Source organism: Pseudomonas mendocina, assembly GCA_037482215.1.
Lineage (GTDB): Bacteria > Pseudomonadota > Gammaproteobacteria > Pseudomonadales > Pseudomonadaceae > Aquipseudomonas > Aquipseudomonas mendocina_E.
This window is the reverse complement of the sequence record CP148074.1, coordinates 1,252,428-1,272,300: the sequence shown is the minus strand read 5'-3', so window position 1 is coordinate 1,272,300 and position 19,873 is coordinate 1,252,428. Positions and strand designations below refer to the sequence as shown.

Sequence of the window (19,873 nt, the reverse complement as noted above, 5' to 3'; positions counted from 1 at the left end):
GTCTCCCACTAAATACAAGCGCTGGCCAGTAGAACACTTCGTAAACAAGGGTGGATAAAACCCAATAGCATCACGCGTCGTCATGCGCACCAACCAACTATATGCAATCACTCACAGCAACCATCCCAATGCCTATATTGAGATGCTGTTCATCGACGATCCACACAAGCATAAAAACGCTGCGCGTCATGCAGTACAATCGCTCCCTTTAACTGGCCTGGAACCTGCCAATTCAATGATTGAGCCAAAGCGCGTTTTGCGCGCCCTTGCCGAACACTGGACGTTACTGGAGCCGCTCTGCGAGCACTTCGACACAGGCACACTGAGCCTGATTGAATTGCGCAGCCAGCTGAATGCCCAGCTTCCGGATGGCACGCCCACCGACATCACCAGCCTGCTCGACCAGTGGATCCGTCTGGATATTCTGGTGCCGGTCGCTAAGAGCCCGAACCGGTTCGAGCTGAACGCGCAGATCCACGATTTCCTCTCCTACCTGCGGCGTGAACACCGCTTGGGCCTGTGCCTGGAGATCGAAGCCTACCTGCGCCACCTTGAACGTCTGGCTGAATACATCCGCGAAGCCTTCGAAGTGCGTGACCCGGCTGATCTGGCCCGGCAACTGCGCCTGCTCGACATGCGCGTGCGTGACGTCCTTAAAAAGCTCAACAACGACGAGCAAGCGCTGATCGCTGTAGCCGAGCGAGCCAAGACTTCAGACCGGCAGATTCCACTGCGTCAGCGTTACGCTGAAGTGCTGGCCACCTGGGACGAATACGTCGAGCCGATGATCCAGCTGGTGGCCGCCGACGGAGCTTTCGAGCAAGGCGTATACCGCGTTGAGCACGTTCTGCTGCGTCTGCTCAGCGAACAGCAGCGCCTCGGCCAACTGGTCGACGACGACCTGCTGCTACGCACCCACGCCCGTATTCTGGAAATGCAGACCACCGCCCAGCTCACCCTGCGTCGCGCCCGCGAACTGCTGTTGCCGCTGCGTGAAGAAGCGCGCCGGCACAACGCCGTAACCCGTGGCGCCGCACTGGCCCTGTCGGTGATCCGCAAAAAAGGCCTGGATGCCGTACCGCAAGCGGCCATGCCATTGTTTACCCGGCCGCAAAGCACCTTCCTCGGCACGGCCTCGCAAGTTGAAGCTTACGTCTACGCCTTGGCACGCTTTGAGCCGAAACCGGCGCAGTTCCCCAAATCCCATGGCAGCCGCAAGGGGCCAGGGCCAAGGGCACCACGCACCGCACGGGAGATGATCGAACGTTGCGAACAGGCCCTGCCATTGCCGGATCTGATGACCTGGCTGCTGGAGCAGGAGCCGGAAGGCGCCACCGACGAGCTGCTCTACTGGTTCTCGCGCCTGTCCCGCGACGGCCGCTTCCAGCGTGACCGCCTTGAGCGCAAGACCTACCTAACCCGCGAGCATCAGGTCAGCCTGAGCTCATACGCCCTGATCAAGCCGGCCGGGAACACCGCACAATGAATATCGACCTGAAAGAACTCTCCCACCTCGCCCCTATCTTCCGCGAGTTGTTCAAGGGCTATCACATCAGCCGTAACACCCCCGAGCTGTACACCCAGCTGACCAATTTTCAAGACCAGTACCGAGCGCTGTTCAAAGCCCTAGGTTATGAACTGACCTGCGACAGCCGTGGTTTTTATTACTTCATCCCGGAACAAATGGGTGCTCAGGTCAACAAGACCGCTCAGCGTCTGGCCCTGTTTACCTTCATTCTGGTGGAGCACCTGGCCGATCAGGGGCGCGACCCGCTGTCTGTACTGGATGGCGGCAGCCTTGGTCGCGACGAACTGCCTCCGCTGCTGGAGAAATACCGCGACTTGTTCCTGCAGGCCGAAGTCACTACCCAAGACGAGCTGGAAGAAAAAGTCATGCGCCGCCTGACCCAGCTCGGTTTTGCCGGTGAAGAAAACGGCGTGTACCGTTTCCTCGCCCCCATGCACCGTTTCCTTGATGTGTGCCTGAGCGTGCAGCAAGACCGTGACTTGGCCGCCAGCCTGCACAGCAGCCTGCCGCTGCCGACACCTGTACTGCAAACCGAAGACGATGAAGACGAGATCATCCGCCTGGAAGAGCCAGAGGATGAATCCGAAGAAGACGCTCTGGCCCGCGCCATGGCCGAAGAACGTGCCGCCCAAGAGGATGATGTATGAGCCAGGAACGCTTTGGCATTCGCCGTTTTGCCCTGTTGAACACCGCCGGTTACAGCCTTGGCCTGTTCCCGCTGGAAAACCCGTTGTCGGTGTACGGCGCCAACAACCTGGGTAAATCCGCCTCGATCAACGCACTGCAATTCCCGATTCTGGCGCGCATGTCCGACATGAGCTTCGGCAAATACAGCCTGGAACAGTCACGCAAATTCTACTTCGCCAGCGATACCAGCTACATCCTTGTCGAAGTCGCCCTGCCCCACGGCCCTCACGTGATCGGAGTAGCCGGTCGCGGCCCCGGCGGCGGTTTCGGTCACCAGTTCTTCGCCTACCAAGGCACGCTGGATCTGGATCACTACCAGAAGAACGGCACCTGCCTGCGTCAGCGCGAGCTGTTCAACAACCTTGAGCGCGAAGGCATCAAAGCCTACGAGCTGAAGCCCGAAGAACTGCGCCGCCTGCTGGTGGGCGGTCACACCAGCATCCCCCTGGACCTGACCCTGATTCCGCTGCGTTCCACCAGTGAACAGAGCCTGAAGACTTTCCGCGCCCTGTTCATCAACCTGCTGCACATGCGCGAAATCACGGCAGCTAAGCTCAAGCAGTTGTTCCTTGATGCCTTCGAACACAGCCTGCGCTCCGGCAGCGTCGACTACATCGCCGCCACCGAAGAAGCCTTCCGCGACGTGCGCCGCATGGAACAGGACTATCAAGCCCTGGTTACCGCCGGGCCGCTGATTGAGGCGCTGTCCTCCGGCGTTGCCCAGCGTGATCTGCTGCGCGGTAAGCTGCATCGTCTGTCACCTCTGCTCGACTCCCTGCTCGGCACCTGGCACGACTACGCCGGCGCCCGCCGTGAAGAGCTGGTGATTCAGGCCGAACACTACCGCAACGAACAGGACAGCCTGCAAAACGAGCAGCGCGGCGGCACCCAAGAACTGATGCGCATGGAGCGGGCTATCAGCGACATCCAGCGCTGGCTGGGTGAACTGGCTGTGCTGAAAAACCGCTTTGCGCTGGTTGAGGACGCTAAGGTTCTCGAAGCCCAGTTGCTCGCCGCCAAAGATGCCCACGACGAACTCGCCGGTGCACTGGCTCAGTCCCGCCAGTTCTCTGCCGAAGACCTCGACGAGCGTCTGCGCGATCTGGAAAAACGCCTCAAGTCGGTCAAGCAGCAGCTCGACCACGCCGATAACAACAGCTACTCGCGCCTGCGTGAGGAGTTCAGCCAGCAGGATGTGGATCGCCTGATGCGCCTGTTCAACGGCCAGCTATTTAGCCTGCCACTGGGCGAGAAAGGTATCCAGATGGATGAAGACGGCGCTTGGGTTAAGTCGCTGGAGCAGATTCTCGACAGCTTCAACGGCGACCAATTTGAAGTGCCCGGCCTGTCCATCAATCTCTCGCAGATCGAACCGCCGACATTGCAAGCCCTAGCTGACCGCGCCGCCCTGCGCGATCAGAAAGACCGCCTGGAACGCGAACTGAAACAGCTGAAGACTCAGCAAAGCGTCGCCGCCGACCGTGCCGCCAGCAAGGCCCAAGCCGAGCAGCTGTACCAGGCTGTGCTGGATGCACAGAAGGCGCTGGAAGACTTCCGCAAATCGCAAACCCTGACCGCTGAAGAGCCCTCGAAACTGGAGCAGCTGGCTGAGCTGGAAGCCGCTCAAGACGAACTCAAGCGTTCCTCCGATGCCTTTACCGAGCGCGTTCAGCAGCTGTCCGCCAAGCTGCAACTGGTGGGCCGCCAACTGGCCGATCTGGAAGCCAAAGAACGCACACTGGAAGACGCCCTGCGCCGCCGCCAGTTGCTGCCGCAAGACCTGCCATTCGGTACGCCGTATATGGACCCGGTCGACGACAGCCTCGACAACCTGCTGCCGCTGCTCAATGACTACCAAGACTCATGGCAAGGCCTGCAACGCATCGACGGGCAGATCGAAGCGCTCTACGCACAGATCCGCCTGAAAGGTGTGGCCAAGTTCGACAGCGAAGACGACGTCGAGCGCCGCCTGCAGTTGCTGGTCAACGCCTATGCCCACCGTCAGGATGAAGCCCTGACCCTGGCCAAGGCCCGCCGTGCAGCGGTCACTGACATTGCCCGTACCCTGCGCAACATCCGCAGCGACTACGACAACCTGGAACACCAGTTGGCCCTGTTCAACCGCGAGATCAACAAACGGCAGGTTTCCAACCTGGAAAGCTTCCGTATCGTCCTCGCGCCAAACAAGGATGCCCTGCGTCATATCGACCAGATCATCCACAGCGCCGGTCAGTACGAAGAAGGCGAAACCCTCTCTGTGTTCGACCTGCAACAGAGCAGCGAGCAGGACAGCAAGAACGAGGAAGCCAAGGAGTACCTGGCCCGCCTTGTAGCCGCCAACCATAACCAGCTTGGCCTGAAAGACCTGTTCGAGCTGGCCTTCGAAATCACCAAAGTCCACGGTCAGCCGGTTATCCACACCGACATTGATGGCGCCGCCTCTAACGGCACCACCATGACCATCAAGGCGCTGACCAACATGTACCTGTTGCTGCACCTGATGGATCGCGACCAAGCCGGTAAAGTGCGCCTGCCGTACTACCTCGACGAAGCAGCAGATATCGACGAGAAGAACCAGCAAGCGCTGATCGAAACCAGCCTGCAGTTGGGCTTCGTGCCGATTCTGGCCTCGGTGAAACCGCAGGTTTCTGCCCACGTCGCCATCGACCTGGAAGGCGGCAGCGGCCCGAATGGCATCTACATCGACGAGGCGGACTGGAAATACATTCGCCGTCGCGACGACGTAACCACTCCGGAGCAAACCGCTGAGGCAGAGCCTGCCTGATCCGGTGTTACCGCTGAAACCAAACAGGGCCGCAATTGCGGCCCTGTTTGGTTATGCAGGCATTACTGATCCAGCTTGATCTTTGGTGCCCACTTCAACCACTCCTCATTCACATCCTCGTGTAATGCGAATGTCTGGCCCGGCAGTGCTGGCCCCCCCATATCTGGGTTATCCGGTGAAGCAAAGGCAATACCGCCCTCGATCAGCGCTTCAAGGGACTCAGTGCGCACCTTAACGCCCTTAAACAGCCCTGCATCCACACCGATGCCACTGGCATTCCAGAAACGGCTGCCAGAACGCACCAGAGGCGCATAACGGGGCTCAATCAGGATATGAATCAGCACACGATCAGAAGTAGGACCGAGTTCGTAACCGGTGACCTTACCCACCGGAATCTCCCGGTAGCTGACCAGTACACCCGGCTTAATCGAACCACGACGCTCAGTGCTTAACACCAAACGCAGCCCCTCTTCACGTACGTTCTCCGCTGGAGGCGCAGCCAGCGCAATAAACTTAGTCTGCACCTGGCCTGGGCGTGCAGCTGGGCGCACCTCAAGATACTGTCCGGTTACTAAGGTACCGAGATTAGCAGCACGGGTCAGGCTCACCTCAGGCTTAACAACCCAGAACTGGGTACCTGCCTGGGTGATCTGCTTCTCAGCCTGCGTAATGCGGGCATGCAGCAATACCGCCTGCAAATCATCGGTGAACTCGACTTTGTCCACCTTACCGACATCAAGCCCTTTGTAGCGGATCGCAGTCCCAGGACGAAGCCCGTCACCATCAGGTACGCGGATGGTGACTGCAGTACCCTTCTCCTGAGCTTTGTCTTGGCTTTCATACAGGTTGAAACGTTGTACACGCTTGGTGATCGGCGCTGCCTTAGCATCTGGCGTGTCGAAAGAAATCCCTCCAGCCAACAATGTCTGCAGCGATTCAGCCTTGACCTCAACACCCGATAAACCACCCTTGAGGGTAATTCCACTGGTATTCCAGAACCGGGTACTCATGTTGATCAAGTGCACATACTCAGGCTCGATATGAACACCGAAAGCCACCTGTGAATTATCACGAGAAAGCTGAACACTCTGCACTGAGCCGACTCGGATTTGTCGGAACAAAATCGGGCTTCCTACCTCCAGCGAACCCCGACTGTCGCTATATAAAGCCAAGTGCATTCCAGGCGCTGAAAGATCGAGCGGTGGCGCCTTGGCACGTGCCACAAACTCACGCCGGGCCGCGCCTCCTTTTTTTCCTGGCCTTACGGCAATGTAATTTCCTTTAACAAGGGCTTCTAGACCGGTAATACCGGCCAAAGAAATCGACGGTTTTACGGTCCAGAACTCGGTACCCTCTATGAGGTAATCCTCGGTACGTGGGTCAAGCAGCAACTCAACGTGGGCACTGGTCAGGTTATCGTCGATCTTGAAGGTTTTCATAAAACCAACCTGTATACCCTTGTACATCACCGGAGTGCGTCCAGGTTCCAGACCATCAAAATCACTCAACTGGAGCGAAACCTTAATCCCAGCCTGCGCAGCCTCAAAATCGTCATATAAACGGAACGGGAACTGAGGATCAGTCGCCGGGCTGTCCTTACGGTTATCAGGAGTGGCAAACGCAATACCACCGGCCACGATGGTGGCCAGCGACTCCGTACGTATGCTGACGCCTGACAGGCCCGCCTGCACAGTAACGCCACTGGCATTCCAGAAGCGTGTGTGTTTACGAACTAGGGAAGCGTACTCAGGCTGGATGAAGATTTTCACTTCAACCTGCTGATGGTCATCCATCAACCTGTAGCTTTTCACCCGGCCAACTTGTATTTGCTTGTAGAAAACAGGACTGTCACGGTTCAGAGATCCAAGCCGCTCAGCTTTCAGTGTGAGGTGCAAACCTGGCTCAGTATCAGCTAATGGCGGCTCGTCTGACAGTGCAGTGAACTTGCGCTTGGACTCACCAGTACCTGGAGTTACAGCAATGTAGTTACCTGACATCAAAGTCTCAATACCGCTGATACCAGCGAGTGAAACCCTTGGTTTGACAAGCCAAAACTGAGTATTTTCACGTAAGTGAGTTTCACTGCTCTTACTCATTTCAACCGTGGCACGAACCCCCTGACGACTACCATCTTCATCCAGTTCAAGCTCAACAACTTTACCCACCGACATCCCTTTGTAGATGACTTCGGTCTTACCTGCTTGTAACCCTTCCCCTGTAGGAAAGGTCACCTCAATCATGATGCCCGCGTCGTTATAGGCCCTCCAGCCCAACCACCCACCGATAGCCAGTGCAATCAGCGGCAATATCCAGATAGCCGACCAACTTGATGCAGGACGAGCTTTAGCCATGGGTAGATCATTCATGCGGGTCATCCAATTCCGTGTTATCCCAAATCAATCGAGGGTCGAACGTAAGAGCAGCCAACATAGTGAGCACCACCACGCTGGCAAAAGCTGTTGCACCGTATCCGGGCAAGATACTGGCGAGGCTGCCGAAATTAACCACGGCAACCAAAACAGCGATCACAAAGATATCCAGCATCGACCAACGCCCAATCCACTCGATAAAGCGGTACATAAGGATGCGTTGCCGTGCGGACATCGGTTGATGACGCTGAACCGAATACAACAACAGCGCGATGCCTACCAACTTAAACGTAGGCACCAAGATACTGGCAATAAAGACCACGGCAGCAATAGGGAACATCCCCAAGTGCACCAACTCAAGCACCCCTGACATGATCGTGTCTGACTGGCCACTGCCCAGTGAATTCACCGTCATGATCGGCAACAGATTCGCTGGTATGTACAGCACAGCCGCGGTGATGAGCAGCGCCCATGTCCGCACAAGGCTATTAGGGCGCCGCGCATGCACATGAGCGCCGCACCGAGTACACAGCTGAGGGTGCGCCTCAGGATCATGGCGGTTAAGCTGGTGACACTCATGGCAAATAAGCAGCCCTGCATCAATGGCTCGCATGCGAGTCCTCCCCAGCCAATGCCTGCCAGATTTGCTGCGGCGACATTGTCACTTCAAGCCAAATCTGCACCAACAACAGCGCCACGAAGCAGCCAAGCCCCAAACCAATACTTAGCTCTGCAAGATCCACTAACTTAACAATAGCCACCAAAATGCCCATGAGGTACACCTCAAGCATCCCCCACTCACGTAGCTGGTGGTAAATCCTATAAAAGAGAAGTCCGTAACTGCGGCCGAAATCCAGCTGGATGCTTAGCAACACCGCAAACTGACAGAGCAGCTTAAGCAGTGGGATAGCCATGCTGCAGAGGAAGACCAAAGCCGCAATTTCACGCATGCCACTATCATAGAGGCCTAATACACCAGACCAGATGGTGTCTTGAGTAGATTGGCCCAACAAACTGAGCTGCATGATCGGTAAAAAATTGGCAGGCACGTACAGCAGAAGCGCAGCGATTACCAACGCCAAACTGCGTTTAATAACCTGGACACGATGGGTATACAGCTCGAAACCACAGCGCGGACATTCCACTCGCTGTCCCACCTCAAACGGCGGCTTACGCAGCAAAAGGTCACATTCGTGGCAGGCGATTAGTTCGTTGAGATTAAGCTCTGAAGTAGGCTCAGGTGTTGCCTGATCAGCCATAGAAGAATCTCTAATGACGGCGTGCTCCTTATGATAGCTGCACACTGACCAGATTACCTGTCGTAACTGAATACAGCAGCAGACAAACGTCCTATTTGATCATGCTAGAACGCACGACTCTATTACGTATTACATCGAACTCGTCATTGCGAAGAACAGAAAAGCTTTTTCAGATGTTGGCGTTTATTCGCAGACAAAGTAAAACCCCCGATCAGTTACCTGATCGGGGGTTTCGGTATAGGTGCTTGACGATGACCTACTCTCACATGGAGAAACTCCACACTACCATCGGCGATGCATCGTTTCACTTCTGAGTTCGGGATGGGATCAGGTGGTTCCAATGCTCTATGGTCGTCAAGCGATTCAGCTGGGATACCGCAGTTAAGCGCTATCCCGAATTGGGTATGTGATTGCTTTGCAGTTGCTGCAAATTTTCGGATTGTTGTCGACTTCAACCGTCTGACACCACAAATTGTTTGGGTGTTATATGGTCAAGCCTCACGGGCAATTAGTACTGGTTAGCTCAACGCCTCACAACGCTTACACACCCAGCCTATCAACGTCGTAGTCTTCGACGGCCCTTTAGGGAGCTCAAGGCTCCAGTGAGATCTCATCTTGAGGCAAGTTTCCCGCTTAGATGCTTTCAGCGGTTATCTCTTCCGAACATAGCTACCCGGCAATGCCACTGGCGTGACAACCGGAACACCAGAGGTTCGTCCACTCCGGTCCTCTCGTACTAGGAGCAGCCCCTCTCAAATCTCAAACGTCCACGGCAGATAGGGACCGAACTGTCTCACGACGTTCTAAACCCAGCTCGCGTACCACTTTAAATGGCGAACAGCCATACCCTTGGGACCGGCTTCAGCCCCAGGATGTGATGAGCCGACATCGAGGTGCCAAACACCGCCGTCGATATGAACTCTTGGGCGGTATCAGCCTGTTATCCCCGGAGTACCTTTTATCCGTTGAGCGATGGCCCTTCCATACAGAACCACCGGATCACTAAGACCTACTTTCGTACCTGCTCGACGTGTCTGTCTCGCAGTCAAGCGCGCTTTTGCCTTTATACTCTACGACCGATTTCCGACCGGTCTGAGCGCACCTTCGTACTCCTCCGTTACTCTTTGGGAGGAGACCGCCCCAGTCAAACTACCCACCATACACTGTCCTCGATCCGGATGACGGACCAGAGTTAGAACCTCAAGGTTACCAGGGTGGTATTTCAAGGATGGCTCCACGCGAACTGGCGTCCACGCTTCAAAGCCTCCCACCTATCCTACACAAGTAAACTCAAAGTCCAGTGCAAAGCTATAGTAAAGGTTCACGGGGTCTTTCCGTCTAGCCGCGGATACACTGCATCTTCACAGCGATTTCAATTTCACTGAGTCTCGGGTGGAGACAGCGCCGCCATCGTTACGCCATTCGTGCAGGTCGGAACTTACCCGACAAGGAATTTCGCTACCTTAGGACCGTTATAGTTACGGCCGCCGTTTACCGGGGCTTCGATCAAGAGCTTCGCTTGCGCTAACCCCATCAATTAACCTTCCGGCACCGGGCAGGCGTCACACCCTATACGTCCACTTTCGTGTTTGCAGAGTGCTGTGTTTTTAATAAACAGTCGCAGCGGCCTGGTATCTTCGACCGGCGTGGGCTTACGTAGTAAATACTTCACCCTCACCGGCGCACCTTCTCCCGAAGTTACGGTGCCATTTTGCCTAGTTCCTTCACCCGAGTTCTCTCAAGCGCCTTGGTATTCTCTACCTAACCACCTGTGTCGGTTTGGGGTACGGTTCCTAATTACCTGAAGCTTAGAAGCTTTTCCTGGAAGCATGGCATCAACCACTTCGTCATCTAAAAGATAACTCGTCATCAGTTCTCGGCCTTGAACGCCCGGATTTACCTAAGCATTCAGCCTACAACCTTAAACACGGACAACCAACGCCGTGCTGGCCTAGCCTTCTCCGTCCCTCCATCGCAGTAATTAGAAGTACGGGAATATTAACCCGTTTCCCATCGACTACGCATTTCTGCCTCGCCTTAGGGGCCGACTCACCCTGCGTCGATTAACGTTGCGCAGGAAACCTTGGTCTTTCGGCGTGCGAGTTTTTCACTCGCATTGTCGTTACTCATGTCAGCATTCGCACTTCTGATACCTCCAGCAAGCTTCTCAACTCACCTTCACAGGCTTACAGAACGCTCCTCTACCGCTCAACTTACGTTGAACCCGTAGCTTCGGTGTATGGTTTGAGCCCCGTTACATCTTCCGCGCAGGCCGACTCGACTAGTGAGCTATTACGCTTTCTTTAAAGGATGGCTGCTTCTAAGCCAACCTCCTAGCTGTCTAAGCCTTCCCACATCGTTTCCCACTTAACCATAACTTTGGGACCTTAGCTGACGGTCTGGGTTGTTTCCCTTTTCACGACGGACGTTAGCACCCGCCGTGTGTCTCCCGTGCTGACACTTGCTGGTATTCGGAGTTTGCATCGGTTTGGTAAGTCGGGATGACCCCTAGCCGAAACAGTGCTCTACCCCCAGCAGTGATACACGAGGCGCTACCTAAATAGCTTTCGAGGAGAACCAGCTATCTCCGAGCTTGATTAGCCTTTCACTCCGATCCACAGGTCATCCGCTAACTTTTCAACGGTAGTCGGTTCGGTCCTCCAGTCAGTGTTACCTAACCTTCAACCTGCCCATGGATAGATCGCCCGGTTTCGGGTCTATACCCAGCGACTAAACGCCCTATTAAGACTCGCTTTCGCTACGCCTCCCCTATTCGGTTAAGCTTGCCACTGAATATAAGTCGCTGACCCATTATACAAAAGGTACGCAGTCACCTAACAAAGTAGGCTCCCACTGCTTGTACGCATACGGTTTCAGGTTCTATTTCACTCCCCTCTCCGGGGTTCTTTTCGCCTTTCCCTCACGGTACTGGTTCACTATCGGTCAGTCAGTAGTATTTAGCCTTGGAGGATGGTCCCCCCATATTCAGACAAAGTTTCTCGTGCTCCGTCCTACTCGATTTCATTGATAAGAGATTTTCGTATACGGGGCTATCACCCACTATGGCGGCACTTTCCAGAGCCTTCTACTAATCTCAAATCAACTTAAGGGCTAGTCCCCGTTCGCTCGCCACTACTAAGGGAATCTCGGTTGATTTCTTTTCCTCAGGGTACTTAGATGTTTCAGTTCCCCTGGTTCGCCTCTTACACCTATGTATTCAGTGCAAGATACTCAGCTTATGCTGAGTGGGTTCCCCCATTCAGAGATCTCCGGATCAAAGTCTGTTTGCCGACTCCCCGGAGCTTATCGCAGGCTACAACGTCTTTCATCGCCTCTGACTGCCAAGGCATCCACCGTATGCGCTTCTTCACTTGACCATATAACCCCAAGCAATCTGGTTACTGTCTCAAACGTGAAGACGACATTCGCCGAAAATTTGCAATTGAGAACTACAAATTTTGCCTTGACCAAACTAATCACCAGTGAAAGTAATTAGTCAGTCACTTCTATCACATACCCAAATTTTTAAAGAACGATTCTTCTAGCCAAAGACCAGAAATCAACATTTCATGCTAAGCATAAATGTTCATTTCTGAACTCTAGTAGAGAGTGGTGGAGCCAAGCGGGATCGAACCGCTGACCTCCTGCGTGCAAGGCAGGCGCTCTCCCAGCTGAGCTATGGCCCCAATGTCTTGAAGCCTGCGCCCCATGAACATTGGTGGGTCTGGGCAGATTCGAACTGCCGACCTCACCCTTATCAGGGGTGCGCTCTAACCAACTGAGCTACAGACCCAATCGTCTTCTGCAATGAATCAAGCAATTCGTGTGGGAGCTTATGAGAAAGCTGATGTCGTCGATTAAGGAGGTGATCCAGCCGCAGGTTCCCCTACGGCTACCTTGTTACGACTTCACCCCAGTCATGAATCACACCGTGGTAACCGTCCTCCCGAAGGTTAGACTAGCTACTTCTGGTGCAACCCACTCCCATGGTGTGACGGGCGGTGTGTACAAGGCCCGGGAACGTATTCACCGTGACATTCTGATTCACGATTACTAGCGATTCCGACTTCACGCAGTCGAGTTGCAGACTGCGATCCGGACTACGATCGGTTTTATGGGATTAGCTCCACCTCGCGGCTTGGCAACCCTTTGTACCGACCATTGTAGCACGTGTGTAGCCCTGGCCGTAAGGGCCATGATGACTTGACGTCATCCCCACCTTCCTCCGGTTTGTCACCGGCAGTCTCCTTAGAGTTCCCACCCGAGGTGCTGGTAACTAAGGACAAGGGTTGCGCTCGTTACGGGACTTAACCCAACATCTCACGACACGAGCTGACGACAGCCATGCAGCACCTGTGTCTGAGTTCCCGAAGGCACCAATCTATCTCTAGAAAGTTCTCAGCATGTCAAGGCCAGGTAAGGTTCTTCGCGTTGCTTCGAATTAAACCACATGCTCCACCGCTTGTGCGGGCCCCCGTCAATTCATTTGAGTTTTAACCTTGCGGCCGTACTCCCCAGGCGGTCAACTTAATGCGTTAGCTGCGCCACTAAAATCTCAAGGATTCCAACGGCTAGTTGACATCGTTTACGGCGTGGACTACCAGGGTATCTAATCCTGTTTGCTCCCCACGCTTTCGCACCTCAGTGTCAGTATCAGTCCAGGTAGTCGCCTTCGCCACTGGTGTTCCTTCCTATATCTACGCATTTCACCGCTACACAGGAAATTCCACTACCCTCTACCGTACTCTAGCTCGGCAGTTATGAAAGCAGTTCCCAGGTTGAGCCCGGGGCTTTCACTTCCATCTTACCGAACCACCTACGCGCGCTTTACGCCCAGTAATTCCGATTAACGCTTGCACCCTTCGTATTACCGCGGCTGCTGGCACGAAGTTAGCCGGTGCTTATTCTGTCGGTAACGTCAAAACAGCAAAGTATTAATTTACTGCCCTTCCTCCCAACTTAAAGTGCTTTACAATCCGAAGACCTTCTTCACACACGCGGCATGGCTGGATCAGGCTTTCGCCCATTGTCCAATATTCCCCACTGCTGCCTCCCGTAGGAGTCTGGACCGTGTCTCAGTTCCAGTGTGACTGATCATCCTCTCAGACCAGTTACGGATCGTAGCCTTGGTGAGCCATTACCTCACCAACTAGCTAATCCGACCTAGGCTCATCTAATGGCGCGAGGCCCGAAGGTCCCCGCTTTCTCCCGTAGGACGTATGCGGTATTAGCGTTCCTTTCGGAACGTTATCCCCCACCACCAGGCAGATTCCTAGGCATTACTCACCCGTCCGCCGCTAAATCCAGGAGCAAGCTCCCTTCATCCGCTCGACTTGCATGTGTTAGGCCTGCCGCCAGCGTTCAATCTGAGCCATGATCAAACTCTTCAGTTCAATACTGCTTGGGTTTTGAGAAAACCCTAAACTTGGCTCAGCAATCGCAAAAACTCTCGAATTCACGAGTGTTACTTGTGATGCTGATAATCATTTGACTAACAGTCTTAACTCACAAGCACCCACAAGAATTGCTTGATTCAGTTGTTAAAGAACGGTTGGTTAAGTCTTTCGTCTCAACCGAGGCGCGCATTCTACAGCAGCCTCATTTCGCGTCAAGCTATTTTTCGAAGAATTTTTCTTTCTACTCAATGACTTACAAGTGACGCTCAACCACTAGGTTTTGCCTTTAGCAAAACATGGTGCTTGTACAAATAGGAAACCCCGATCAGTTGCCTGATCGGGGGTTTCGGTATAGGTGCTTGACGATGACCTACTCTCACATGGAGAAACTCCACACTACCATCGGCGATGCATCGTTTCACTTCTGAGTTCGGGATGGGATCAGGTGGTTCCAATGCTCTATGGTCGTCAAGCGATTCAGCTGGGATATCGCGGTTAAGGCGCTATCCCGAATTGGGTATGTGATTGCTTTGTAGTTTCTGCAAATTTTCGGATTGTTGTCGACTTCAACCGTCTGACACCACAAATTGTTTGGGTGTTATATGGTCAAGCCTCACGGGCAATTAGTACTGGTTAGCTCAACGCCTCACAACGCTTACACACCCAGCCTATCAACGTCGTAGTCTTCGACGGCCCTTTAGGGAGCTCAAGGCTCCAGTGAGATCTCATCTTGAGGCAAGTTTCCCGCTTAGATGCTTTCAGCGGTTATCTCTTCCGAACATAGCTACCCGGCAATGCCACTGGCGTGACAACCGGAACACCAGAGGTTCGTCCACTCCGGTCCTCTCGTACTAGGAGCAGCCCCTCTCAAATCTCAAACGTCCACGGCAGATAGGGACCGAACTGTCTCACGACGTTCTAAACCCAGCTCGCGTACCACTTTAAATGGCGAACAGCCATACCCTTGGGACCGGCTTCAGCCCCAGGATGTGATGAGCCGACATCGAGGTGCCAAACACCGCCGTCGATATGAACTCTTGGGCGGTATCAGCCTGTTATCCCCGGAGTACCTTTTATCCGTTGAGCGATGGCCCTTCCATACAGAACCACCGGATCACTAAGACCTACTTTCGTACCTGCTCGACGTGTCTGTCTCGCAGTCAAGCGCGCTTTTGCCTTTATACTCTACGACCGATTTCCGACCGGTCTGAGCGCACCTTCGTACTCCTCCGTTACTCTTTGGGAGGAGACCGCCCCAGTCAAACTACCCACCATACACTGTCCTCGATCCGGATGACGGACCAGAGTTAGAACCTCAAGGTTACCAGGGTGGTATTTCAAGGATGGCTCCACGCGAACTGGCGTCCACGCTTCAAAGCCTCCCACCTATCCTACACAAGTAAACTCAAAGTCCAGTGCAAAGCTATAGTAAAGGTTCACGGGGTCTTTCCGTCTAGCCGCGGATACACTGCATCTTCACAGCGATTTCAATTTCACTGAGTCTCGGGTGGAGACAGCGCCGCCATCGTTACGCCATTCGTGCAGGTCGGAACTTACCCGACAAGGAATTTCGCTACCTTAGGACCGTTATAGTTACGGCCGCCGTTTACCGGGGCTTCGATCAAGAGCTTCGCTTGCGCTAACCCCATCAATTAACCTTCCGGCACCGGGCAGGCGTCACACCCTATACGTCCACTTTCGTGTTTGCAGAGTGCTGTGTTTTTAATAAACAGTCGCAGCGGCCTGGTATCTTCGACCGGCGTGGGCTTACGTAGTAAATACTTCACCCTCACCGGCGCACCTTCTCCCGAAGTTACGGTGCCATTTTGCCTAGTTCCTTCACCCGAGTTCTCTCAAGCGCCTTGGTATTCTCTACCTAACCACCTGTGTCGGTTTGGGGTACGGTTCCTAATTACCTGAAGCTTAGAAGCTTTTCCTGGAAGCATGGCATCAACCACTTCGTCATCTAAAAGATAACTCGTCATCAGTTCTCGGCCTTGAACGCCCGGATTTACCTAAGCATTCAGCCTACAACCTTAAACACGGACAACCAACGCCGTGCTGGCCTAGCCTTCTCCGTCCCTCCATCGCAGTAATTAGAAGTACGGGAATATTAACCCGTTTCCCATCGACTACGCATTTCTGCCTCGCCTTAGGGGCCGACTCACCCTGCGTCGATTAACGTTGCGCAGGAAACCTTGGTCTTTCGGCGTGCGAGTTTTTCACTCGCATTGTCGTTACTCATGTCAGCATTCGCACTTCTGATACCTCCAGCAAGCTTCTCAACTCACCTTCACAGGCTTACAGAACGCTCCTCTACCGCTCAACTTACGTTGAACCCGTAGCTTCGGTGTATGGTTTGAGCCCCGTTACATCTTCCGCGCAGGCCGACTCGACTAGTGAGCTATTACGCTTTCTTTAAAGGATGGCTGCTTCTAAGCCAACCTCCTAGCTGTCTAAGCCTTCCCACATCGTTTCCCACTTAACCATAACTTTGGGACCTTAGCTGACGGTCTGGGTTGTTTCCCTTTTCACGACGGACGTTAGCACCCGCCGTGTGTCTCCCGTGCTGACACTTGCTGGTATTCGGAGTTTGCATCGGTTTGGTAAGTCGGGATGACCCCTAGCCGAAACAGTGCTCTACCCCCAGCAGTGATACACGAGGCGCTACCTAAATAGCTTTCGAGGAGAACCAGCTATCTCCGAGCTTGATTAGCCTTTCACTCCGATCCACAGGTCATCCGCTAACTTTTCAACGGTAGTCGGTTCGGTCCTCCAGTCAGTGTTACCTAACCTTCAACCTGCCCATGGATAGATCGCCCGGTTTCGGGTCTATACCCAGCGACTAAACGCCCTATTAAGACTCGCTTTCGCTACGCCTCCCCTATTCGGTTAAGCTTGCCACTGAATATAAGTCGCTGACCCATTATACAAAAGGTACGCAGTCACCTAACAAAGTAGGCTCCCACTGCTTGTACGCATACGGTTTCAGGTTCTATTTCACTCCCTCTCCGGGGTTCTTTTCGCCTTTCCCTCACGGTACTGGTTCACTATCGGTCAGTCAGTAGTATTTAGCCTTGGAGGATGGTCCCCCCATATTCAGACAAAGTTTCTCGTGCTCCGTCCTACTCGATTTCATTGATAAGAGATTTTCGTATACGGGGCTATCACCCACTATGGCGGCACTTTCCAGAGCCTTCTACTAATCTCAAATCAACTTAAGGGCTAGTCCCCGTTCGCTCGCCACTACTAAGGGAATCTCGGTTGATTTCTTTTCCTCAGGGTACTTAGATGTTTCAGTTCCCCTGGTTCGCCTCTTACACCTATGTATTCAGTGCAAGATACTCAGCTTATGCTGAGTGGGTTCCCCATTCAGAGATCTCCGGATCAAAGTCTGTTTGCCGACTCCCCGGAGCTTATCGCAGGCTACAACGTCTTTCATCGCCTCTGACTGCCAAGGCATCCACCGTATGCGCTTCTTCACTTGACCATATAACCCCAAGCAATCTGGTTACTGTCTCAAACGTGAAGACGACATTCGCCGAAAATTTGCAATTGAGAACTACAAATTTTGCCTTGACCAAACTAATCACCAGTGAAAGTAATTAGTCAGTCACTTCTATCACATACCCAAATTTTTAAAGAACGATTCTTCTAGCCAAAGACCAGAAATCAACATTTCATGCTAAGCATAAATGTTCATTTCTGAACTCTAGTAGAGAGTGGTGGAGCCAAGCGGGATCGAACCGCTGACCTCCTGCGTGCAAGGCAGGCGCTCTCCCAGCTGAGCTATGGCCCCAATGTCTTGAAGCCTGCGCCCCATGAACATTGGTGGGTCTGGGCAGATTCGAACTGCCGACCTCACCCTTATCAGGGGTGCGCTCTAACCAACTGAGCTACAGACCCAATCGTCTTCTGCAATGAATCAAGCAATTCGTGTGGGAGCTTATGAGAAAGCTGATGTCGTCGATTAAGGAGGTGATCCAGCCGCAGGTTCCCCTACGGCTACCTTGTTACGACTTCACCCCAGTCATGAATCACACCGTGGTAACCGTCCTCCCGAAGGTTAGACTAGCTACTTCTGGTGCAACCCACTCCCATGGTGTGACGGGCGGTGTGTACAAGGCCCGGGAACGTATTCACCGTGACATTCTGATTCACGATTACTAGCGATTCCGACTTCACGCAGTCGAGTTGCAGACTGCGATCCGGACTACGATCGGTTTTATGGGATTAGCTCCACCTCGCGGCTTGGCAACCCTTTGTACCGACCATTGTAGCACGTGTGTAGCCCTGGCCGTAAGGGCCATGATGACTTGACGTCATCCCCACCTTCCTCCGGTTTGTCACCGGCAGTCTCCTTAGAGTTCCCACCCGAGGTGCTGGTAACTAAGGACAAGGGTTGCGCTCGTTACGGGACTTAACCCAACATCTCACGACACGAGCTGACGACAGCCATGCAGCACCTGTGTCTGAGTTCCCGAAGGCACCAATCTATCTCTAGAAAGTTCTCAGCATGTCAAGGCCAGGTAAGGTTCTTCGCGTTGCTTCGAATTAAACCACATGCTCCACCGCTTGTGCGGGCCCCCGTCAATTCATTTGAGTTTTAACCTTGCGGCCGTACTCCCCAGGCGGTCAACTTAATGCGTTAGCTGCGCCACTAAAATCTCAAGGATTCCAACGGCTAGTTGACATCGTTTACGGCGTGGACTACCAGGGTATCTAATCCTGTTTGCTCCCCACGCTTTCGCACCTCAGTGTCAGTATCAGTCCAGGTAGCCGCCTTCGCCACTGGTGTTCCTTCCTATATCTACGCATTTCACCGCTACACAGGAAATTCCACTACCCTCTACCGTACTCTAGCTCGGCAGTTATGAAAGCAGTTCCCAGGTTGAGCCCGGGGCTTTCACTTCCATCTTACCGAACCACCTACGCGCGCTTTACGCCCAGTAATTCCGATTAACGCTTGCACCCTTCGTATTACCGCGGCTGCTGGCACGAAGTTAGCCGGTGCTTATTCTGTCGGTAACGTCAAAACAGCAAAGTATTAATTTACTGCCCTTCCTCCCAACTTAAAGTGCTTTACAATCCGAAGACCTTCTTCACACACGCGGCATGGCTGGATCAGGCTTTCGCCCATTGTCCAATATTCCCCACTGCTGCCTCCCGTAGGAGTCTGGACCGTGTCTCAGTTCCAGTGTGACTGATCATCCTCTCAGACCAGTTACGGATCGTAGCCTTGGTGAGCCATTACCTCACCAACTAGCTAATCCGACCTAGGCTCATCTAATGGCGCGAGGCCCGAAGGTCCCCGCTTTCTCCCGTAGGACGTATGCGGTATTAGCGTTCCTTTCGGAACGTTATCCCCCACCACCAGGCAGATTCCTAGGCATTACTCACCCGTCCGCCGCTAAATCCAGGAGCAAGCTCCCTTCATCCGCTCGACTTGCATGTGTTAGGCCTGCCGCCAGCGTTCAATCTGAGCCATGATCAAACTCTTCAGTTCAATACTGCTTGGGTTTTGAGAAAACCCTAAACCTGGCTCAGCAATCGCAAAAACTCTCGAATTCACGAGTGTTACTTGTGATGCTGATAATCTTTTGACTATCAGTCTTAACTCACAAGCACCCACACGAATTGCTTGATTCAGTTGTTAAAGAACGGTTGGTTAAGTCTTTCGTCTCAACCGAGGCGCGCATTCTACAGCAGCCTCTTTCTCTGTCAAGCGATTTGTGAAAATTTCTTTTCAACTTCAACCACTTGCGCTTTCGATCGCCATTCAGCATCTCGTCAGCGGGAGGCGAATTCTACAGCGTTTAAAAACCCTGTCAACCTGCCTTTCTCACCGC

The 19,873-nt window shown here is 53.6% G+C and carries 6 protein-coding genes, 4 tRNA genes and 6 rRNA genes; 3 read left to right on the top strand and 13 right to left on the bottom strand.

Annotation, left to right across the window (positions count from 1 at the left end; genetic code table 11):
* The first annotated feature begins 235 nt into the window (after positions 1 to 235).
* The 3 genes from mksB to mksF are packed head-to-tail and all read left to right on the top strand — an operon-like array spanning position 236 to position 5,000.
* Entirely contained in the window at positions 236 to 1,486 is a 1,251-nt protein-coding gene (gene mksB, locus WG219_05715; GenBank protein ID WXL27947.1) for an Mks condensin complex protein MksB, read from the top strand.
* The gene (gene mksE / locus WG219_05710; protein WXL26959.1) at positions 1,483 to 2,175 is read left to right on the top strand and encodes an Mks condensin complex protein MksE; all 693 of its coding nucleotides are present in this window, start codon (positions 1,483 to 1,485) and stop codon (positions 2,173 to 2,175) included. The genes mksB and mksE overlap by 4 nt, the downstream gene beginning before the upstream one ends.
* Positions 2,172 to 5,000 (top strand): Mks condensin complex protein MksF, encoded by a 2,829-nt coding sequence (gene mksF / locus WG219_05705; protein ID WXL26958.1) that lies wholly within the window; start codon positions 2,172 to 2,174, stop codon positions 4,998 to 5,000. Before mksE ends, mksF begins: the two co-directional genes overlap by 4 nt.
* Before the next feature lie 62 nt (positions 5,001 to 5,062).
* Here mksF and WG219_05700 read toward each other — a convergent pair whose 3' ends face one another.
* From WG219_05700 to WG219_05640, 13 genes are all read right to left on the bottom strand, one after another.
* On the bottom strand, positions 5,063 to 7,366 hold the full coding sequence (locus WG219_05700; protein ID WXL26957.1) for an MlaD family protein: 2,304 nt from the start codon (positions 7,364 to 7,366) through the stop codon (positions 5,063 to 5,065).
* Complete coding sequence (locus WG219_05695; protein ID WXL26956.1) at positions 7,359 to 7,982, bottom strand: paraquat-inducible protein A; 624 nt, start codon at positions 7,980 to 7,982, stop codon at positions 7,359 to 7,361. The genes WG219_05700 and WG219_05695 overlap by 8 nt, the downstream gene beginning before the upstream one ends.
* Entirely contained in the window at positions 7,969 to 8,628 is a 660-nt protein-coding gene (locus tag WG219_05690) for a paraquat-inducible protein A (GenBank protein WXL26955.1), read from the bottom strand. Before WG219_05690 ends, WG219_05695 begins: the two co-directional genes overlap by 14 nt.
* Before the next feature lie 243 nt (positions 8,629 to 8,871).
* Positions 8,872 to 8,987 (bottom strand): 5S ribosomal RNA (gene rrf / locus WG219_05685).
* A gap of 128 nt (positions 8,988 to 9,115) precedes the next feature.
* A 23S ribosomal RNA gene (locus WG219_05680) occupies positions 9,116 to 12,005 on the bottom strand.
* A 233-nt stretch (positions 12,006 to 12,238) separates the two neighbouring features.
* Positions 12,239 to 12,314 (bottom strand) — tRNA-Ala (locus WG219_05675).
* Positions 12,315 to 12,344: 30 nt separating this feature from the next.
* A tRNA-Ile gene (locus WG219_05670) sits at positions 12,345 to 12,421 on the bottom strand.
* 65 nt (positions 12,422 to 12,486) lie between these two features.
* Positions 12,487 to 14,021 (bottom strand): 16S ribosomal RNA (locus WG219_05665).
* Positions 14,022 to 14,381: 360 nt separating this feature from the next.
* Positions 14,382 to 14,497, bottom strand: a 5S ribosomal RNA gene (gene rrf / locus WG219_05660).
* A gap of 129 nt (positions 14,498 to 14,626) precedes the next feature.
* Positions 14,627 to 17,514 (bottom strand): 23S ribosomal RNA (locus tag WG219_05655).
* Positions 17,515 to 17,747: 233 nt separating this feature from the next.
* A tRNA-Ala gene (locus WG219_05650) sits at positions 17,748 to 17,823 on the bottom strand.
* A 30-nt stretch (positions 17,824 to 17,853) separates the two neighbouring features.
* Positions 17,854 to 17,930 (bottom strand) — tRNA-Ile (locus WG219_05645).
* Positions 17,931 to 17,995: 65 nt separating this feature from the next.
* Positions 17,996 to 19,530, bottom strand: a 16S ribosomal RNA gene (locus tag WG219_05640).
* Together the 16S, 23S and 5S rRNA genes with 4 tRNA genes alongside form the textbook arrangement of a ribosomal RNA operon.
* Positions 19,531 to 19,873 lie beyond the last annotated feature (343 nt).